The organism is Brucepastera parasyntrophica (assembly GCF_022376835.1).
Classification (GTDB): domain Bacteria; phylum Spirochaetota; class Spirochaetia; order Treponematales; family Treponemataceae; genus Brucepastera; species Brucepastera parasyntrophica.
On record NZ_CP084606.1, the window covers coordinates 2884247 to 2900120 of the forward strand.

Annotated in this window: 13 protein-coding genes, 1 tRNA gene and 1 pseudogene; 6 read left to right on the forward strand and 9 right to left on the reverse strand. The window is 45.4% G+C overall.

The window, feature by feature from the left end; all coding sequences use genetic code 11:
- Window positions 1-103: 103 nt before the first annotated feature.
- The 3 genes from K7I13_RS13850 (at window position 104) to K7I13_RS13860 (ending at window position 2566) form a co-directional block, all read left to right on the forward strand.
- Complete coding sequence (locus tag K7I13_RS13850; protein WP_255946607.1) at window positions 104-886, forward strand: hypothetical protein; 783 nt, start codon at window positions 104-106, stop codon at window positions 884-886.
- Between the two features lie 343 nt (window positions 887-1229).
- Entirely contained in the window at window positions 1230-1853 is a 624-nt protein-coding gene (locus K7I13_RS13855; protein WP_255946608.1) for a TetR/AcrR family transcriptional regulator, read from the forward strand.
- 47 nt (window positions 1854-1900) lie between these two features.
- Window positions 1901-2566, forward strand: coding sequence for a YdeI/OmpD-associated family protein (locus K7I13_RS13860; RefSeq protein WP_255946609.1), 666 nt, complete (start codon window positions 1901-1903; stop codon window positions 2564-2566).
- 135 nt (window positions 2567-2701) lie between these two features.
- Here the strand turns inward: K7I13_RS13860 and K7I13_RS13865 are convergent, their stop codons facing one another.
- Both K7I13_RS13865 and K7I13_RS13870 read right to left on the reverse strand, forming a co-directional pair.
- Window positions 2702-3613 (reverse strand): SufB/SufD family protein, encoded by a 912-nt coding sequence (locus tag K7I13_RS13865; RefSeq protein ID WP_255946610.1) that lies wholly within the window; start codon window positions 3611-3613, stop codon window positions 2702-2704.
- 149 nt (window positions 3614-3762) lie between these two features.
- Window positions 3763-4476: an ABC transporter ATP-binding protein gene (locus K7I13_RS13870; protein ID WP_255946611.1), complete on the reverse strand. Its 714-nt coding sequence runs from the start codon at window positions 4474-4476 to the stop codon at window positions 3763-3765.
- Between the two features lie 364 nt (window positions 4477-4840).
- Between K7I13_RS13870 and K7I13_RS13875 the strand changes: the two genes are divergently transcribed.
- Window positions 4841-6547, forward strand: coding sequence for a carbohydrate-binding domain-containing protein (locus K7I13_RS13875; protein ID WP_255946612.1), 1707 nt, complete (start codon window positions 4841-4843; stop codon window positions 6545-6547).
- 96 nt (window positions 6548-6643) lie between these two features.
- On the opposite strand, the gene K7I13_RS13880 is transcribed toward K7I13_RS13875, so the two are convergent.
- Both K7I13_RS13880 and K7I13_RS13885 read right to left on the reverse strand, forming a co-directional pair.
- Window positions 6644-6886: a hypothetical protein gene (locus K7I13_RS13880; RefSeq protein WP_255946613.1), complete on the reverse strand. Its 243-nt coding sequence runs from the start codon at window positions 6884-6886 to the stop codon at window positions 6644-6646.
- A 94-nt stretch (window positions 6887-6980) separates the two neighbouring features.
- A tRNA-Leu gene (locus K7I13_RS13885) sits at window positions 6981-7066 on the reverse strand.
- 43 nt (window positions 7067-7109) lie between these two features.
- Here K7I13_RS13885 and K7I13_RS13890 point away from each other — a divergent pair.
- Window positions 7110-8020, forward strand: a pseudogene (locus K7I13_RS13890) (TatD family hydrolase).
- Here K7I13_RS13890 and K7I13_RS13895 read toward each other — a convergent pair.
- The 4 genes from K7I13_RS13895 to K7I13_RS13910 are packed head-to-tail and all read right to left on the reverse strand — an operon-like array spanning window position 7979 to window position 12073.
- The gene (locus tag K7I13_RS13895) at window positions 7979-9805 is read right to left on the reverse strand and encodes a TRAP transporter large permease subunit (protein WP_439647491.1); all 1827 of its coding nucleotides are present in this window, start codon (window positions 9803-9805) and stop codon (window positions 7979-7981) included. The pseudogene K7I13_RS13890 and the gene K7I13_RS13895 overlap by 42 nt on opposite strands.
- A gap of 6 nt (window positions 9806-9811) precedes the next feature.
- Window positions 9812-10849: a TRAP transporter substrate-binding protein DctP gene (gene dctP, locus K7I13_RS13900; RefSeq protein WP_255946615.1), complete on the reverse strand. Its 1038-nt coding sequence runs from the start codon at window positions 10847-10849 to the stop codon at window positions 9812-9814.
- Window positions 10850-10859: 10 nt separating this feature from the next.
- Window positions 10860-11822 carry a TRAP transporter TatT component family protein gene (locus K7I13_RS13905; protein ID WP_255946617.1) on the reverse strand — a complete coding sequence of 321 codons (963 nt, stop codon included), beginning with the start codon at window positions 11820-11822 and terminating at the stop codon, window positions 10860-10862.
- On the reverse strand, window positions 11819-12073 hold the full coding sequence (locus K7I13_RS13910) for a hypothetical protein (RefSeq protein WP_255946618.1): 255 nt from the start codon (window positions 12071-12073) through the stop codon (window positions 11819-11821). Before K7I13_RS13910 ends, K7I13_RS13905 begins: the two co-directional genes overlap by 4 nt.
- 148 nt (window positions 12074-12221) lie before the next feature.
- Here K7I13_RS13910 and K7I13_RS13915 point away from each other — a divergent pair, with 148 nt between their 5' ends.
- Window positions 12222-12533 carry a Trp family transcriptional regulator gene (locus tag K7I13_RS13915; protein ID WP_255946620.1) on the forward strand — a complete coding sequence of 104 codons (312 nt, stop codon included), beginning with the start codon at window positions 12222-12224 and terminating at the stop codon, window positions 12531-12533.
- Window positions 12534-12654: 121 nt separating this feature from the next.
- Here K7I13_RS13915 and K7I13_RS13920 read toward each other — a convergent pair whose 3' ends face one another.
- Window positions 12655-15468, reverse strand: a complete 2814-nt coding sequence (locus K7I13_RS13920) for an ankyrin repeat domain-containing protein (protein ID WP_255946622.1) — start codon at window positions 15466-15468, stop codon at window positions 12655-12657.
- Window positions 15469-15874 lie beyond the last annotated feature (406 nt).

The window sequence follows — 15874 nt, forward strand, 5'->3', positions numbered from 1 at the left end:
TCTGTGTTTTATATCCCTGCTGCTTCTTTTTTTGGGATTGTTCCGAAAATATATAATTCCCACCGTAATCAATGTAAAAATTCCATCAAGATTCTATACACCGATGGATGTCAACTTTGATAAATCACAGTTTTATAAACTGCTTGAATCGGACCCCCAGTATGAAAAGAGCATGCAGGATGCAAGAGATAACAAGGCTTATGAACGCAAAGCGAAAACCTCTTTTTTGTTCACCTCCATTATGCTGATAGTGGTCTACTATATTTCGCTTGTTTTGTTCAGAGGGCCTGTTCTGGATACTTTAACAGGATTGTACAGACCCGGAAATCCGGTGGCAATGGTCATTGATTTTCTGCATAAAACATTCAGAAGCAGTCATGAGATTTCCGGTTTTACCTCTAATCTGTTTAACGCGATTCTTTCCGGAATACTGTTTCTCGGCATTATAGTTCCTTTTATTACGTTCTTCAGAAGAAGAGATGAAACAACAGCGTACAATATTGAGACTTTTACGGACGCCCGGTGCTACTGTGATGAGTGCGGCTGGGCCGGTGTGGATATTCTCAAGACAACCAGTTCGGTTAAAATAAACAGGGTTAAAACCGACAGAAAGAAAAAGTATGTTCCCATAAAGAATGTGTATATAGACACTATATCAAGAAGTACCGGGGCCAAAGAAAAAAGCACTCTGAAATCGACAACATACAAGGTTTATGAGTACGATATTTTTGAAGCTACCTATAATGACACATATAGCTGCAGGCAGTGCGGCAATATAACATCAGGTACGCATACGGAAAAAGAATTTGGCAAGGATGAGTATATTACGACAAAGGATATGCACTGGAATGGTAACTACCGTGATCCGAACCTTGAACAGGCTTGACCGCCGGACGCGCTGAAGAAAAACAGTCAGGGAATTACAGCCTCATGAATACTCAGAGGTCATGTGACACAGTCATTCATCTTTATCCGTTGTATCGTTGTTATACACGTTTCGATAGTTTTATACTGTACCACGGAGTGGTACGGAAAACAAAAAGTACACGGTGTTAAATTATTATAACCGGAATATTTCCTGTTTCGTATGCCCATTATAGGCGCGCAGTTTTTCCCGCTATTTCTTCCGGCGTTTCCGTGCAGTGAAAAAAATCTTGACAAAAGAAGTGTTTTCGGAGGATACTGGATTTGACATAATGGACAGTCATTTATTGAAGGGGTATAAATATATGACTGAAGAAAAACAAGGTGATAAAACAAAAAGTAATATTATACAGACTGCCCTTCAGCTGTTCGCGGAACAGGGATACGCGCAGACTTCTGTTGATATTATTGTAAAAGCTTGCGGTATCGCAAAAGGTACTTTTTACTACTATTTTAAAAGTAAAGAGGAATTGTTTGATGTGATTCTGAAAAAAGTTTCAGATGAAAGCATTGAGCTGGTAAATCCTATTTTACAGGAAAAAACCAATGCGATCAGAAAGCTGGAAAAGATGTTTTTTCTATTGTACAAATATTCAGTATCAAACGGGTATAAACTATTTAAAGTTATCGGACCGATGGATGAACTCATTTTGTATAAAATTCATCAGCGTTCCTGTGAACTTCTTTCACCGCTCCTTACCCTGATTATAAAACAGGGAATAGCCGAGAATATTTTTCACACTGACTATCCGGCGGAAGTCGCGGAGATATCGATGCTTGCTTCAAATTTTCTTCTGGATGAAGTTCTTTTTCCCTGTTCAGGGAAAAAGAACATACGCCGTCTTTTGGCAATCCAGAATATGCTTGAATTATCTTTGGACGTTAAACCGGGTTCTTTTAGTTTTATGAAAGCGAAAAGAAATCAATAACATGCCGGATGTGTTCCTGCATTTAAGAGATGTTAAGCGAAAAGAATATGGATGAAAAGCTTCTAGCCAAACTGAGAATTCCGGACGGCGGAAATATTCTGATTCTTGAAAAACCTGATTTTGTACAGGCCTTTAACGGAGTCAGTTATGATGTAACTCCTGCGAACCTGCCCTATGATTTTGTGCTTGCCTTTGTTTTTTCAGTAACAGAAATGGCGGAAAAAATCAAATGGTCGTCGGGAATACTATTGCTGAAAAAAAACGGACGTATCTGTTTCGCATATCCCAAGAAAGGTAATGGGGTCTATTCCGATTATATTGAGCGGGACAATATTATGGAAAATCTCTCAGTCGATGATGACGGCTATTTTGAAAATACTTTATATAAGTTTAATATCATGGTCAGCCTTGATAATGTATTTACCATAGTAGGTTTAAAATATACGGACCGGAGTGTGACCATAAAGCAAAGACCAAGCCAGCGGTCCGCTGATTACGCCGGTAAGGTCCCCGGGATCGCGGAAAAACTGAGGGGCAATACCGGCGTTCTGGCTTTGTATGAAAACCTCGCGCCCGGATACCAAAAGGATTGGGCGCGGTACATTTACAGCGCCCGGACAGACGCGACCAGAAAAAAACGGTTTGCGGAAATGGTAGATATTCTTGAACAGGGCTATAAATCTATTGCCCTGTTCAGGCAAAAGAAAAAATAATCCTTATTCAAGGCGAGGGTTTAATCAGCCTGCGGCTGGGTCTGTAAGGTATGTAATGGCCGCTTCCGCGGCCTGCGAATACCCCAGGCCGAAGGTCTGCAGCTCTTCGAGCTGACTGCTCTGCGGCGGAGTATTTTATTTTAAAAATCCGTTTATAATCTGTTCGATGGACTCTTCCTCATCCAGGCCTAATGTCATAAGTTTGATAATCTGTTCTCCCGCAATCTTTCCGATAGCGGCTTCATGGATCAGGGACGCCTCGCTGTGGTTCGCGGTTATTTCGGGAATGGCCTGTACGCCTGCATTATCCATGATTATTGCATCACATTCGGAATGCCCCATACAGGAGGCGTTCCCGTTTATCTTTGAGAGAAAAATCTGCCTGGAATCCCCTTTTGCAACGGAGCGTGAACTGACTGTTGTGGCTGATTCCTTTCCGTCCAGATTAATCAGAAATTCAGTTTCCGCAGTCTGGCGTTCATGGGTCATCAGTTTTTCTTTTATAACAAGTTTTGCTCCGTCCTTAAGCTCGGCCCTTGTTATTCTTTTTGTTGAATCAACGCCTTCTATCTGGACGGTATCCATTTCCATATAGCTTCCGGGTTCCATATATACATTTGTTACGGGATTGAGTATGCGCTGGCCGCTTCCCTCACCATAATGTTTTTCCCTGTATACAACCCGCGCATTTTCCGCAATATGGAAAGTATGGATGCCATCATGCCGGGAGGCAGCTTTTTCATTATTATGGATTCCGCATCCGGCTATTATCGTAACATCCGCATTTTCACCGATATGAAAATCATTGTACACGGTTTCACCGATCCCGCCCTGGCTGATAATAACGGGAATATGTACATGTTCGTGTTTTGTTCCCGGTTTTATATAAATATCCATGCCCGCATTATTTTCTTTCGGCACGATTGAAATATCTTCCGTACTGCCTGAACCTATACTGCTTCCGTTTATTCTGATGTTATAGGCGCCCTTCGGTATATTCATTATACCGGAAATCTTTTGCAATATTTTTTTCTGTATGTCATTCATATATACTCCGTAGACTTGGTACAATACTGATTTAAGCCATCAAGGTTGAATCAGCATTGCCTGTCAGGCAGGTTTATTATACTTCCTTGCCTGACGGTACTTAGAATTGGAATTCCCGTCATTCCTGATGAAGACAGGAATACATCATCTCATTTGAAAAATTTACAGGTATCAATATCCTTCAGCAGCGCCGGGAGTATATCGTTTTTCTGTCCCTGCGCGGTTATTTTTCCTGATGTCACCACAATGATTGTATCCGCTATATTGAGAATTCTCTCCTGATGGGAAATAATAATTACAGTCCCCTTTTTTTGTTTCATTTTTTCAAAAACACCTGTCAGGTTCTGAAAGCTCCATAAATCAATCCCGGCCTCCGGTTCATCAAATATGGAAAGCTGTACATTCCGCGCGAGGAGCATGGCTATCTCTATTCGCTTAAGTTCTCCGCCGGAAAGGCTTGAATCCATTTCACGGGTTACGTATTCCGCCGCGCATAAGCCGACTTCTGACAGATAGGCGCATGCCTCTTCAGTATTTAGTTTTTTCCCGGCCGCGAGTTCAATTAAATCCTTGATAGTGATTCCCTTGAATCGTACCGGCTGCTGGAACGCAAAACCGATACCTTCCTTTGCGCGTTCCGCTATACTCATCTTGGTTATGTCTTTTCCATTGAACAGAATACTTCCTTCTGTAGGTGATTCAATCCCGGCTATGATTTTTGCCAGAGTCGACTTGCCGCTCCCATTCGGTCCCGTAATAACCGCAAACATACTGTCGGGAAGAAGCAGATTAATATTTTCCAGAATATTTTTTTTCTCACCTGAAACAGTGACCGTAAATGAAATATTCTTTAATTCCAGCATTGGAATCCTCCTTTGGATTATTTTATCCCGGCATTAAGGGGTAATAAAAAAGACTTTTAACAAAACGGATTATCCGCTTTGTTAAAAGTCTCGTTACCCGGAAGATTGTCTTTTGCTCTTCCGTAAGCCGCACAGCCAGGCCTTCCGCCAGTATGTTGACTTGTGCGTTTCAACTACTCCCTTTCAACCTGATTATAATATACACCCGCGGCCCGGCAATATTCAAGGGGCCTGGTATAGCAGGAGAGGATATGTCATGAGAAAACACCGGTTTTTACCTGAATTTACACGTTTTTTACGCTTTATGTGCTATACTGTATCCTGTATGAACAGCGGAAAATGTATGATGGAAGGAGTAAGTTTTATGAAAACAAACAGGTTCATTCAAATGCTGCTATGTGCTTTGGGTATTGTTTTTCTGGCGTCCTGCAATACCGGCGGTGATTCCGGAGAGAATCCTGTGAATAATAAGGGAGGTGATACCGTTCCCTCGGTTTCCCAGGTTCCCGACGCGGCCGATATTCTTGATACCATAACGGCCCTGAAAGTTTCCCTTTCCGGAGTCGATACAACGGAAACATGGACAACATACACCGATATAGCTCTGGCGGACGGCGCTACGGTGATAACCGGAACCGGGGCAACAGTCGCAGGCGACCTGATTACTATTTCAGATCCGGGAACCTATATGCTGAGCGGGACCCTGACCGACGGACAGGTTCATGTTAATGATGTTGGCGACAATGTTTATCTGATACTTAACGGCGCTAATATAACCTGCTCAAACAGCGCTCCCCTCGCCATTTTCGGGAGCAAGAAAAAGGTAGTAACTCTTGCCCCCGGAACCACCAATTATTTAACCGACGGAAGCGTCTATACCGTATTTTATAACAGCAAAAATGATGAACCGAACGGAACCCTCTTTGCAAAAAAGGCGCTTACCATAAATGGTACGGGAACCCTGTATGTTAACGGTAACTTTAATAACGGTATATCCTGTAAGGACAACCTTGTAATACTCAACGCGACCGTTATAGCATCTTCTCCCAATAACGCCCTGAAGGGAAATGATTCGATTATAATAAAGGACGCGGATGTTACCCTCACATCGGATGCCGACGGCATGAAATCCGACAGTGACGACGACGGCCTCGGATATGTTTATATTGATAATTCTTCCGTAACCATAACCGCGGTAAATGACGGCATAGATGCGTTCCGCTCGGTGCGCATTGCGGGCGGCGTTTTTGATATTACCACAGGCGGCGGCAGCAATGCTGTCCATGCCGACGATGACAGCAGAAAGGCAATAAAAAGCGATATGGACATGCTCATTGAAGGCGGGACTTTCAATATTAATGCCTATGAAGATGCGCTCCGTTCCAAGGGATCAATGGTTCTCTCCGGCGGCACGATGAATTTGTCTTCAGCCAATGCCGCTGTCCGCGCGGAAGACCTCCTGCTGATAGACGGCGCGGATATTACCATTACCAAATCAACGGGCGGATTCAGGGCAAAGAAAATTGTCATGAATGACGGTGACGCAAACATAATTTCATCCGGATACGGAATATATAATACGGGGGCAAACGTGGCGGACCCCGAAAACACTACGAGCTTTACCGTTATTTCCGGCGGAGATGTTTCAGTCAATGCCGTCCAGGAATCCTTTTATTCTCCGGGCGTTCTGCAAATCGCCGGGGGAAAGGTGTCTGTCCACGCTCCTGTTGATCCGGCGGATGAGCCGCTTTCAGTTGCGGGCCTGGTTATTAACGGCGGTACACTTGCCGCTCCCGGTCCGGAAGGAAACGTTATTATTCCGGCAAAGAATTCGGAACAGCCGAGCGTACTTGTTACATTTAATACCGCGGTAAACGCGGGCGATGTTCTTGAACTTAAAAATGCGGGCGGAACAACCCTTGTAAACTATACCGCAGCGCGGGCGTATAACTCCATTCTGATAAGTGAACTTCAGCTCGTGTCCGGTTCAAGTTATTCAATAGCGCTGAACGGTTCACAGGTCAAGACTTTTAAAATGTCGGGAAAGGTTCTGCGCGTTAGCGTTAACTGAAAACAGGAAAATCTATTTGCCGGGTCTGAGCGCCCTGCATACAAAAAACGGTACTGTTCTGCTATACTGCAGGCAGTACCGTTTTTTGTATATTTCTTAAAAAGGTTCCTGATAAAATTCTTCACCTTCCGGGACCACCTGTTCGTTTTCCGGAAAAATTTCCGTATCAACAGGCGGGCTTACCGGGGTATCGTCATGGGGAAGGTCCAAAAGATTTTCCATACTTCTCTGGACTCTGGCTTCATAACCGCCCTTTGACCAGTAAATAAATCCGCCGACAAGAAATGCTATAATAAGAGTCCAGAAAATTACCGTGCTGAGCTTTATTTTTACAGGCATTTATTTCTCCTCAGTTCCGTGGAATAAACCTTTTGAAAAGCCCTGAACTATATTTGATATACCTGATGTATTTCAGGTGAAACTTAAGAGCTATTGCCGGAGAACAGACTTGAACTGTCACGCCGATCACTCAGCAAGGGATTTTAAGTCCCTGGTGTCTACCAATTCCACCACTCCGGCAATTATGATAGTATATTATCCGATTATTTCACGGAGGTCAACAATGTTCAGTGACACGCACTGCCATCTTACCTATATAAAAGACAGGGGCGAAAATATTTCTCCGCACATATCGGAAATGAAAAAGGAATCTTTCCGTTTTGTTCAGGACATAGGAACAAAGCCGGGAGATCTGCAGCCGCGGATCGAAACCGTTATTAATGAAGCGGGGGAAATTCCCGGGTTTCTGCATTTTTCCTGCGGACTCTGGCCTGCCGCGGATATAATTGCGGACCGTGACAATTCACTTTTTCTTCTTGAAGAGGATATAAAGATTCTGACCGGAAAACAGAAGGCTGCGGTTCTCGGTGAATGCGGACTTGACCGTTACTGGAACGGTCCTCCGGCAGCTGAAAGAATCGCCGCCCTGCGGAATAGCGGCGGAACTTCTCCGGACGATGACGGTCCCGGGACAACCGATATAAAAGGAGAGGAAGATCTTTTCGGACGCCAGCTTGATTTGGCTCGTAAATATGATATCCCAGTGATTATCCATTCCCGGGACGCCTTTGAGCCGACATATGAAATAATAAAAACGCAGGCTATGACTGCGGGGTAATACACTGTTTCAGTTATGGGGTTGCCGAGGCGAGGGCCTTCCTTGATCGGGGCTGGTATATTTCTTTTCCAGGGAATATTACCTGGCCAAAAAAAGAAGCTGACAAAGGCCGGGTTTCTTCCCTGCTCAGGTTTGTTCCCCGCGACAGGCTTCTCCTCGAAACCGATGCTCCATATCTCACGCCGAACCCCTTCCGGGGTAAACCGAATACGCCTCTGTTAATCAGATATACATATGCCTGCGCCGCCGATATTCTCGGTATAACAATAGAAAGGCTCGCGGATATTGTATATGAAAATGCCTGCGGCCTGTTTTTAAAGCAGAGCTGTACTGAACCAGGGAACATACGTAATTAGCATGAGAATTACAAACTGTACGAGAAGATAGGGCAGGATATTTTTTGCAATTTTCATAACCGGTTTGTCAAAGGTATAACTTGCGATAAAAAGGTTCAGTCCAACCGGGGGTGTCAAAAATCCCAGGGCAAGGTTTGACAGAAAAATTATTCCCAAATGAACGGAATTAATTCCGAAAGATTCCGCAATAGGTATTATCAGAGGCGACACTACAAGAATGGCCGAGTAAAGGTCCATGATGCAGCCGACCACCAGAAGAAGAATGTTAAGCAGGAAAAGAAACAGATACTTTGAGTGAACAAAAGAAATAACAAATTCTGTAAGCATATAGGGGATTCCGGCGTCAATCATAAAGTAGGCAAGGCCCTTGGCCGCGCCGATAATTATCAGCACCCCTCCCGCGACCGGTATGCTTTTTAATATAACCTGAAGAGATGCCTTAAGCGTGAGATCCTTCCTGATTACAACTTCAAGAATAAACGCGTACAGAGCCGCGAACGCGGCAGTTTCAATAAGAGAAAATATCCCGGAGAAATACAGAATAACAATGCCGATAGGCATCAGCAGCTCGGCAAACCCGCCTTTCAGGGAATCCCAGAGCTGCCTGCCGGAAAATCTGGTCCTCTCGACAGTAGATTTTCCCTGAACTATCCCGATAATGATCATCGAAAGGGCCAGCAGAATTCCCGGAATAATACCTCCCTTGAATAAATCAAACATTTCAACGGAATAAATATTGGTCGAACCGTAAATAATTATCGCAAGGCTGGGAGGAAAAAGCAGCCCAATGGAACCCGAGGCGGTTACCAGAGATTCCGCCTTTTCCTGCTTATAACCGCTGCCGGTTAATATAATCGTGAGAAGGGAGCCTAGTGCAAGAATTGTTACTCCCGAAGCCCCGGTAAAGGTAGTGAAAAATGTCGCTACAATAACTGTGGCAATTACCGGTCCACCCTTTATCCAGCCCACACTGCTTTTAACGACTTCCAGCAGCCGTTTTCCCGCGCTTCCTTCCGCCAGCAAATATCCCGCCAGCGTAAAAAGGGGAATGGTTGCAATGTTTTTGTCTATCAGCATGTTATATGATTCAAGCGCAATAACTTCCACATACCCGCCGTTTTTACTGAACGCAACGTATGCTATTCCGGAGAAGACAAGAAAAATAGGCATACCAAACAGCGCGCCGATAATAAGAATAATGACCAGAGGCCAGACCAGAATATCCGTTGCAGAAATCCAGGCATTGAATATCGTCTGTAAGAATTCCGGACTGGGCAGATGCAGGTAATATAAAATTCCCGAAAGAGGTCCGGTCGAAATGAGTATGCCGAAAATAATACCAAGTATTGACGCGATTTTTTTCGGCCGGCGTTTTACCGCCATAAACAGCATGGCAAAATACATGAGCGGAAGCGACAGGAAAATGACAGGGTAGGGTATCCCCCATAGTCTGTCACCGGGCTGAAAAGCCATAAACAGTTCGGAGAAGGCAGTAAAAAAGAGGGCTGTCAGAATTGCGGTCGTCAGCCCCGATATTACCGGTTCCGTAAAACGCCGCATTTTATCGGGAAGTATCCTGTTAATCACATCCAGACTGATATGTTTGTTTTCCGCCCAGGTAAGAATACCCGCTATATTGGCGAATATAAAAACCAGGTGAACAATAACCATGTCGGAAGAACGCAGTGTAATGCTGTCGTTTAACGACAGCATTTTAAACACAAAGGGGAAAAGTGCCAATAAAATAAGAAGAATTACCCCGGTAGCTTCTGCAAGTTTGCGCAGCATAAATTAGTTCCGGAGTCCTTTTACGGTTTCCTGTATCTTATGGTAAAGCGGAACACTGACTGCTCCCGGAATTGTTTTTGAAATGTTTTCCACATCTTTATCAAATTCAGCTTCCCACTGTTTTAATTCCGCCGCCGTCGGCTGAATCATGGTTACGCCGTCGGCTTCCATTTTTTCAATGTAATAGTTGTCTGCGTCATCAAGCGAAACATCAAGGCGCTTTCTCATTTTATCCACGGCTTCCAGCATGGCCGGTTTATATTTATCAGGCACCTGCGCCCACGATTCATTTGAAATAACGAAGCCGGCCATAACCGGACACAATTTTGTGTCCAGCGCGTAACTGATTGCCTTTGAGAAGCCGGTTACATATGCATACATATGAACCCCGAAAAAACCCCGGACTCCGCCGTTACTTTTCAGCGACTGTAAAACCTTTGCCGACTGCATGTCTTCAATTGTAAAGCCCGCTGTCCTGAAGGCGTCGCCGAGAATGGGGCTGTCAATTCCCGCAGATGCAATTTTTATCTTTTTCAGCTCGCTCAGATCTGAAAATTTGTCCTTTGTATAAAAGGAAAGCCATCCGACATTTGTCCAGGCTATCATCTGAAAGCCGTTTTTTTCATATTCTTTTTCAAGCTCGGGACCCACTGTATCCAGAACAGCATTCAGTTCTTTCTGGTTCTGGATAAGAAAGGGAATTGAAAAAGTATAGATCGAGGCTGAAGGCACTACTTCATATAATCCTATGGTGGTCAGAATAGCCCCGTCCAGAGGTGCCTTTTGACCGGGACGGGCGGAACGGAATTTCTGTATAACGCTTTTTTCTCCTCCGAGGGAGTTCGCGTCATAAAAGGTTATCTGTACTTCGCCGTTGGTAATTTTTGCCCATTCCTGAGCGAGCGCCCTCTGTTCAATATCCCAGGGCGACCTGCTCGGCGCCACCGACGCGATTTTCAAATGGACCTTAGCCTGTGCCGAAACAGAAAAAAACAGGACGCTGCAGAAAAAAGTGATGCTGACAATCTTTTTCATATTCATAATGGTTTCCTTACTCAAGAATAAAATATTCTTTATTTTGTTTCATCCAGTACGCCTGCTCCTGGGAAAGGATAATGGCTAGTCTGTTTTCAGGCTGCAGGTCCGGATCAATAGCCAGAGCCTTGTCAATATATTCATCAAATCCGGCGCTGTCCTGAGTGGGGATGCAGAAATTCTGTACATAGGCCAGATAGGTTGAGGGACTTAACCCCCTGGAGTACTCCAATGCGTTCCGGTAGGCGTCTTCGGCTTTTTCAAAACCGCCGCCAAGCGATTCTGGGGCTGCTGCGTAAAATGCTGTCAGGACTTCCCATATCGCGCCGTTATTAAAGGCAGGATCAAGTTCCACTGCCCGTTCCAGCATGGCAAGCCCTCCCGGCACGTTTTCCAGATATATCGGTTCAACAGGATTAAGGGAAAATGCCGCCAGCGTGCCGCTTCCTGCCCAATATAATGCCGCAACATCATTTTTGTTACATTTTGCGAGCATTTTTTGCGCATTCGTTTCATTCTTTCCGAAGACGGCCTCGGTAAACGCCGGGTACCGGTGATTCAGGCCGACCAGGACATAGTCCTTTCCCCTGACATAGAAATTCTGGGCCCTGAGATAGGCCGCATCCTGCTCATCAAATTTGTCATAGGGGAGCCGGGAAGCCGGCTGCTGGACAAACACATTCGCATACATGATATACAGCTGGCCGGTCATTATGGCCAGTCCCTCATGTCCGGGGTTCTGCAAATGCATGATTTCATATAATTTGAGCGCGGTCGGGAAAAAATCCCTGACAAGCTGGGGGTCGTTTTCGCCGGTAAGGGCTATCATGGGATTTGATTCCTCATTTATTCCGGCTGCCTTCTCCGAAGAGGGCGCGAGCATATCGGCTATGGAATTAAACGCCAGTTTTTTGATTGAACAGCCCGAAACAAGTATTACTGTGAATACAGTCAACGCCAGGTAAAAAACTTTTCTCATACGGTTAATTCCTTTTTCCATTCCGCCAGAAAGTGTTCGTAGGCCGCTATGGTCGCCGAGACGGCGGTATCCTGAAGCTGGCCTCGTCCTTCTACATCATTTCCATCGATTATGTACAGACTGCGCAAAATGCCTTCAATATCTTCAATAGTACATTCGGGATCATGATTTTTCCGTCGGTGCAGACCTCTGGTTTCTTCTTCAAAAATCTGCCGGTATTTTTCGTCAAATGCACTGGTTGTCTCACACATTAGTAAAAATATAGTAGTTTTTTTGATGACTATCAAGTATAATTTTTATTAGAGGTGAGGGTTTTATACCCGAGACCAATTCCACGGGAGAGCAAAATACTCCAGACCGAAGGCCTGCCTGCTCTGCGGAGGGGTATTTTATTATATTATGGAAGAAGATACTCGAAAAGAAGAAATGGATATCATTATAAATGATTCCTTCAAAGAATTAAGCTATGCGCTCAGCAAGGCCTCTGATCCCGAGCTGATCGGGGAATTCCTGGAAGAACTGTTTACTCCGACAGAACTGAAGGAAATGGCTTTGCGCTGGGCCCTGGTGAGGGAACTGGAAGACGGCGTTACCCAGCGGGAGATTGCGCGAAAGCTGGGTTTGAGTCTGTGTAAAATAACCAGGGGTTCGAGAGAGCTTAAAAAGGAAAATTCGGCTTTCCGGCAGATGATACGGCTGTCAAAAACATAGTTTCCCGGGATATCCGGGTTTTATTTTCAGAGGATTACCCCCGTATTCGATATACCTTGCCCGAATATAAAAAGGCCCGGGTGCAAAACCCGGGCCATCTCTGTTTGATTGTACCTGCCGGCTATTCCAGCAATTGAGCGATCTGAGGCCGCTGCCAGCGGACAGCAATATCATAAGGGGTTTCTCCCGCAATATTCCGCGCCCTGCGGTCAATTCTGGGCATATTCAGGAGTTCTTTTACGCTGTCCGCGGTTCCCAGCCGGGCTGCATAGTGAAGCAGTCCGTCGCCAATTGTATCTGTTTTCCCCGCCGCATATTCAGCCAGAAGGGGAATAAAAGCCGGTATTTTGGTAAGTACAAGACTTACCACATTTTCACCTGAGTTATCCGAAGCAAAGGGGTCCGCTCCCGACGCAAGCAGAATCCGGGCCGCGGTCTCATCATTGTTTTTTACTGCGAGCAGAAGGGCCGTTGTCCCTGTCCTGTTCCGGTTATTGACCGGAATTTTTGCGTCTATAAGTGACTGAAGTATTTCCGTGCTGCTGTGTTCCATTACCGCGATATGAAGAGGAGTGTTTCCGTCGGAATCGACCAGGTTCGTGTTTGTGCCGATTACAGCCATAACAGTTTCCCTGTTTTTGCGGAAGGCCAGGGAAAGAGGAGTTCTTCCGTATGAATCGCGGGCCATGGGGTTTCCTCCGGCCTTTCGGATCAGGGAAATGATTTCCGGCGCGGAATATTCTACGGCTTCATGGAAGGCGTTCCGTCCGTACATATCCTGCATGACCGGAGAAGCTCCTTTTTCAAGAAGAAGCCGTACCGAATCGGGCCTGTTTCCCTGAATGGCGTCAGTCAGCGGAGTTTTTCCTGTTTCATCAACCGCATTTATGTCGGCGCCGTTTGCAAGGAGCATTTGAAGGAAGGTGATATTTTCTGTTCTTGCTGCTTCGTGAAGGGTTGTTTTCCCCGCAAGGTTTCGGGCATTTATAAGGCGGCGTCCGTTTGTTCTCGCGTCATATGAAAGCAGCATATTCGCCGCGTTTTCCGCGGACCAGTTGATACAGGCATGGAGCGCCGTATTTCCGAGAAAATCCCTTGCGTTTATATCTGCCGCCCGTTCCGCAGTATTCTGCGACAGAAGAGTTCTGACAGTGGCGCTTGAATCTGCCTTTACCGCATTGAAAAGAGGAGTCTCGCCGTTTGAATTTCTGGCGTTTAAATCGCCTCCTTTTTCCACAATAAGGGAAACCACGCTGTTAAGCTGCCATTCGGCGGCCAAATGGAGCGGAGTATTTCCCGCTCCGTCGGATGATTTTATAACATTTGAATTGAGAACCCAGTCCTGCCTGCCTCCCATGCGGGAAAGCGCGGCCCTCAGGGCTGATTCACCTGCGACATTGGGATTGAATACATCGGCCCCATAGGCGAGCAGGATTTCTCCGGTATCCCTTGTGTTATTTCTTACCGCTATATGAAGGGGTGTATCGCCGTTTTTGTCCCTGGCATTCACATCAGCTTTCTTTTCTATAAGATAGTTTATAATATCCGGTTCACTCTGATTTATAATTGCAATATGAAGAGGGGTCCTTCCGCGTGAATCCCGTGACTGTACGTTTGAATCAATTATTACGGCCTGTGTCATTACCAGACCGCTTTTAAGGGCCTTAATCAGGGCCGTATTTTCATCAATGTCTTCGGCGTGAATATCTGCCCCCAGTCTGACAAACAGATTCGCCTGCGCAATCTGATTCCGTTCTATGGCGAGGGAAAGAGGGGTTACTCCCTTTTTGTTTCTTTCATTTGTATCCGCGCCATGGGAAATCAAGGTACGGATAATGTTTTCACTCATTCCGAGACGGGCCGCTATATGGAGCGGGGTTTCTCCGTAACTGTCTTTTTTATTGGGATCGGCCCCGGCATTCAGAAGGGCTGAAAATATTTCAGACCGGGAGCCGGCAGGCATAACCAGATGGAGCGGGGTATTTCCGGCTGAGTCCTGCTGATTGGGGTCTGCCCCAGCCTTCAGGAGAATGAAGGTACACTGGATATGGCCATTCCGGACTGCTTCATGCAGGGGCGTCGCGCTGGAAACGTCCTTTACGTTTACCTGTACCCTTCTCTCAATCAGATAGTTCACAAAACCCGTGTGGCCGTTTGCGGAGGCAATGTGAAGGGGTGTTTTTCCCTCCTCAAAGCGCATACCGGGGTTTCTCTTGAGGACAGCTGTTTCAAAATATGCAAATTCACCCAGCAGAGGTTCCGCTCCGGCGATCAGAAGCGCCGCGGCTATACGGGCGCTTGCGTCATTAAAGGGGTCTGTGTATGCAACCGCAAGGGGCGTCATCCCCGTGGAATCGGCCGCCGAAACATTTCCGTCAGACCGCAGAATAAGTGTCACTGCGTCTTCGTTAAGATCAGCCACCGCATAATGAAGGAGGGTCTTGCCGTTACTGTCTCTCTGGTTCACGGTATTTTGTGTAATAATGGAATTAAATGTATCAGTTCCCCTGTCAAGGGCCATTCTGTAAACAGCCACACCATGCAGGTTTACGGAAAAAACATTGGATCCGGCCATAGCCAGAACTCTGGCAGCGTCAAGACATCCTGCGTCAACCGCGGCCGCAAGGGGCGTGTCACCTTCATTATCCATTGTTTCTTTCGATGCATTCATACTTAAAAGAAACTGAACCATTTCAGCGTCATTTCTCAGCGCCGCTATGTGCAACAGGCTTTGTCCCTGGGCGTTTTTCTGATCGACGGATTCGGACCCGGTCAGCCTTCTTTTTGCCTCGGCTGATCTTCCGCTGGAAATAAGGTCGATAAGGCTGGAATCAGTTTTTTCCGGAGCCGGTGTTGTTGTACATGATGATACCGCATATACTGCAATAATAATTGTTAATAACAAAACAGATTTTCGTAACATTTTTTCAGTCATAAAATCCCCCGCTTTTATAATCGGCAAAATAACTAGAGGGTTCAGTTATTTCGGCTTGTTTTTAGGGTAAATATCCCTAATAAGAAGATATGATCATATTTGATAACAATTTGTATGGGAAAAAGTATCGCCGGGTTCTGATATTCTGATAGTGCTGAAAACCATTATACCGACCGTTCTGTATAGATATATACGATATCGTATTCATTTCTTATGGACGATTATATGCTGGTTTATGCACAGAACGTATATTACTAAAATTCTGCTTCGTATTGTCTATTATAATGGACAGTTTTAAACTCAATATATCAAATTTTGCTCTGTTTTAAGTGATTTGCCGGGCCTACCGGCAAATTATGGATTTCTTTAGTGGTTTTCGACAAAAAATTTTATTACTTTATCTTGA

Coding starts and splice junctions, on each gene's coding strand:
- K7I13_RS13855 (WP_255946608.1), top strand. CDS start 1,230: ATGACTGAAGAAAAACAAGGTGATAAAACAAAAAGTAATATTATACAG.
- K7I13_RS13880 (WP_255946613.1), bottom strand. CDS start 6,886: ATGCCTGTAAAAATAAAGCTCAGCACGGTAATTTTCTGGACTCTTATT.
- K7I13_RS13850 (WP_255946607.1), top strand. CDS start 104: ATGGATGTCAACTTTGATAAATCACAGTTTTATAAACTGCTTGAATCG.
- K7I13_RS13875 (WP_255946612.1), top strand. CDS start 4,841: ATGAAAACAAACAGGTTCATTCAAATGCTGCTATGTGCTTTGGGTATT.
- K7I13_RS13860 (WP_255946609.1), top strand. CDS start 1,901: ATGGATGAAAAGCTTCTAGCCAAACTGAGAATTCCGGACGGCGGAAAT.
- K7I13_RS13920 (WP_255946622.1), bottom strand. CDS start 15,468: ATGACTGAAAAAATGTTACGAAAATCTGTTTTGTTATTAACAATTATT.
- K7I13_RS13905 (WP_255946617.1), bottom strand. CDS start 11,822: ATGAGAAAAGTTTTTTACCTGGCGTTGACTGTATTCACAGTAATACTT.
- K7I13_RS13870 (WP_255946611.1), bottom strand. CDS start 4,476: ATGCTGGAATTAAAGAATATTTCATTTACGGTCACTGTTTCAGGTGAG.
- dctP (WP_255946615.1), bottom strand. CDS start 10,849: ATGAATATGAAAAAGATTGTCAGCATCACTTTTTTCTGCAGCGTCCTG.
- K7I13_RS13915 (WP_255946620.1), top strand. CDS start 12,222: ATGGAAGAAGATACTCGAAAAGAAGAAATGGATATCATTATAAATGAT.
- K7I13_RS13910 (WP_255946618.1), bottom strand. CDS start 12,073: ATGTGTGAGACAACCAGTGCATTTGACGAAAAATACCGGCAGATTTTT.
- K7I13_RS13865 (WP_255946610.1), bottom strand. CDS start 3,613: ATGAATGACATACAGAAAAAAATATTGCAAAAGATTTCCGGTATAATG.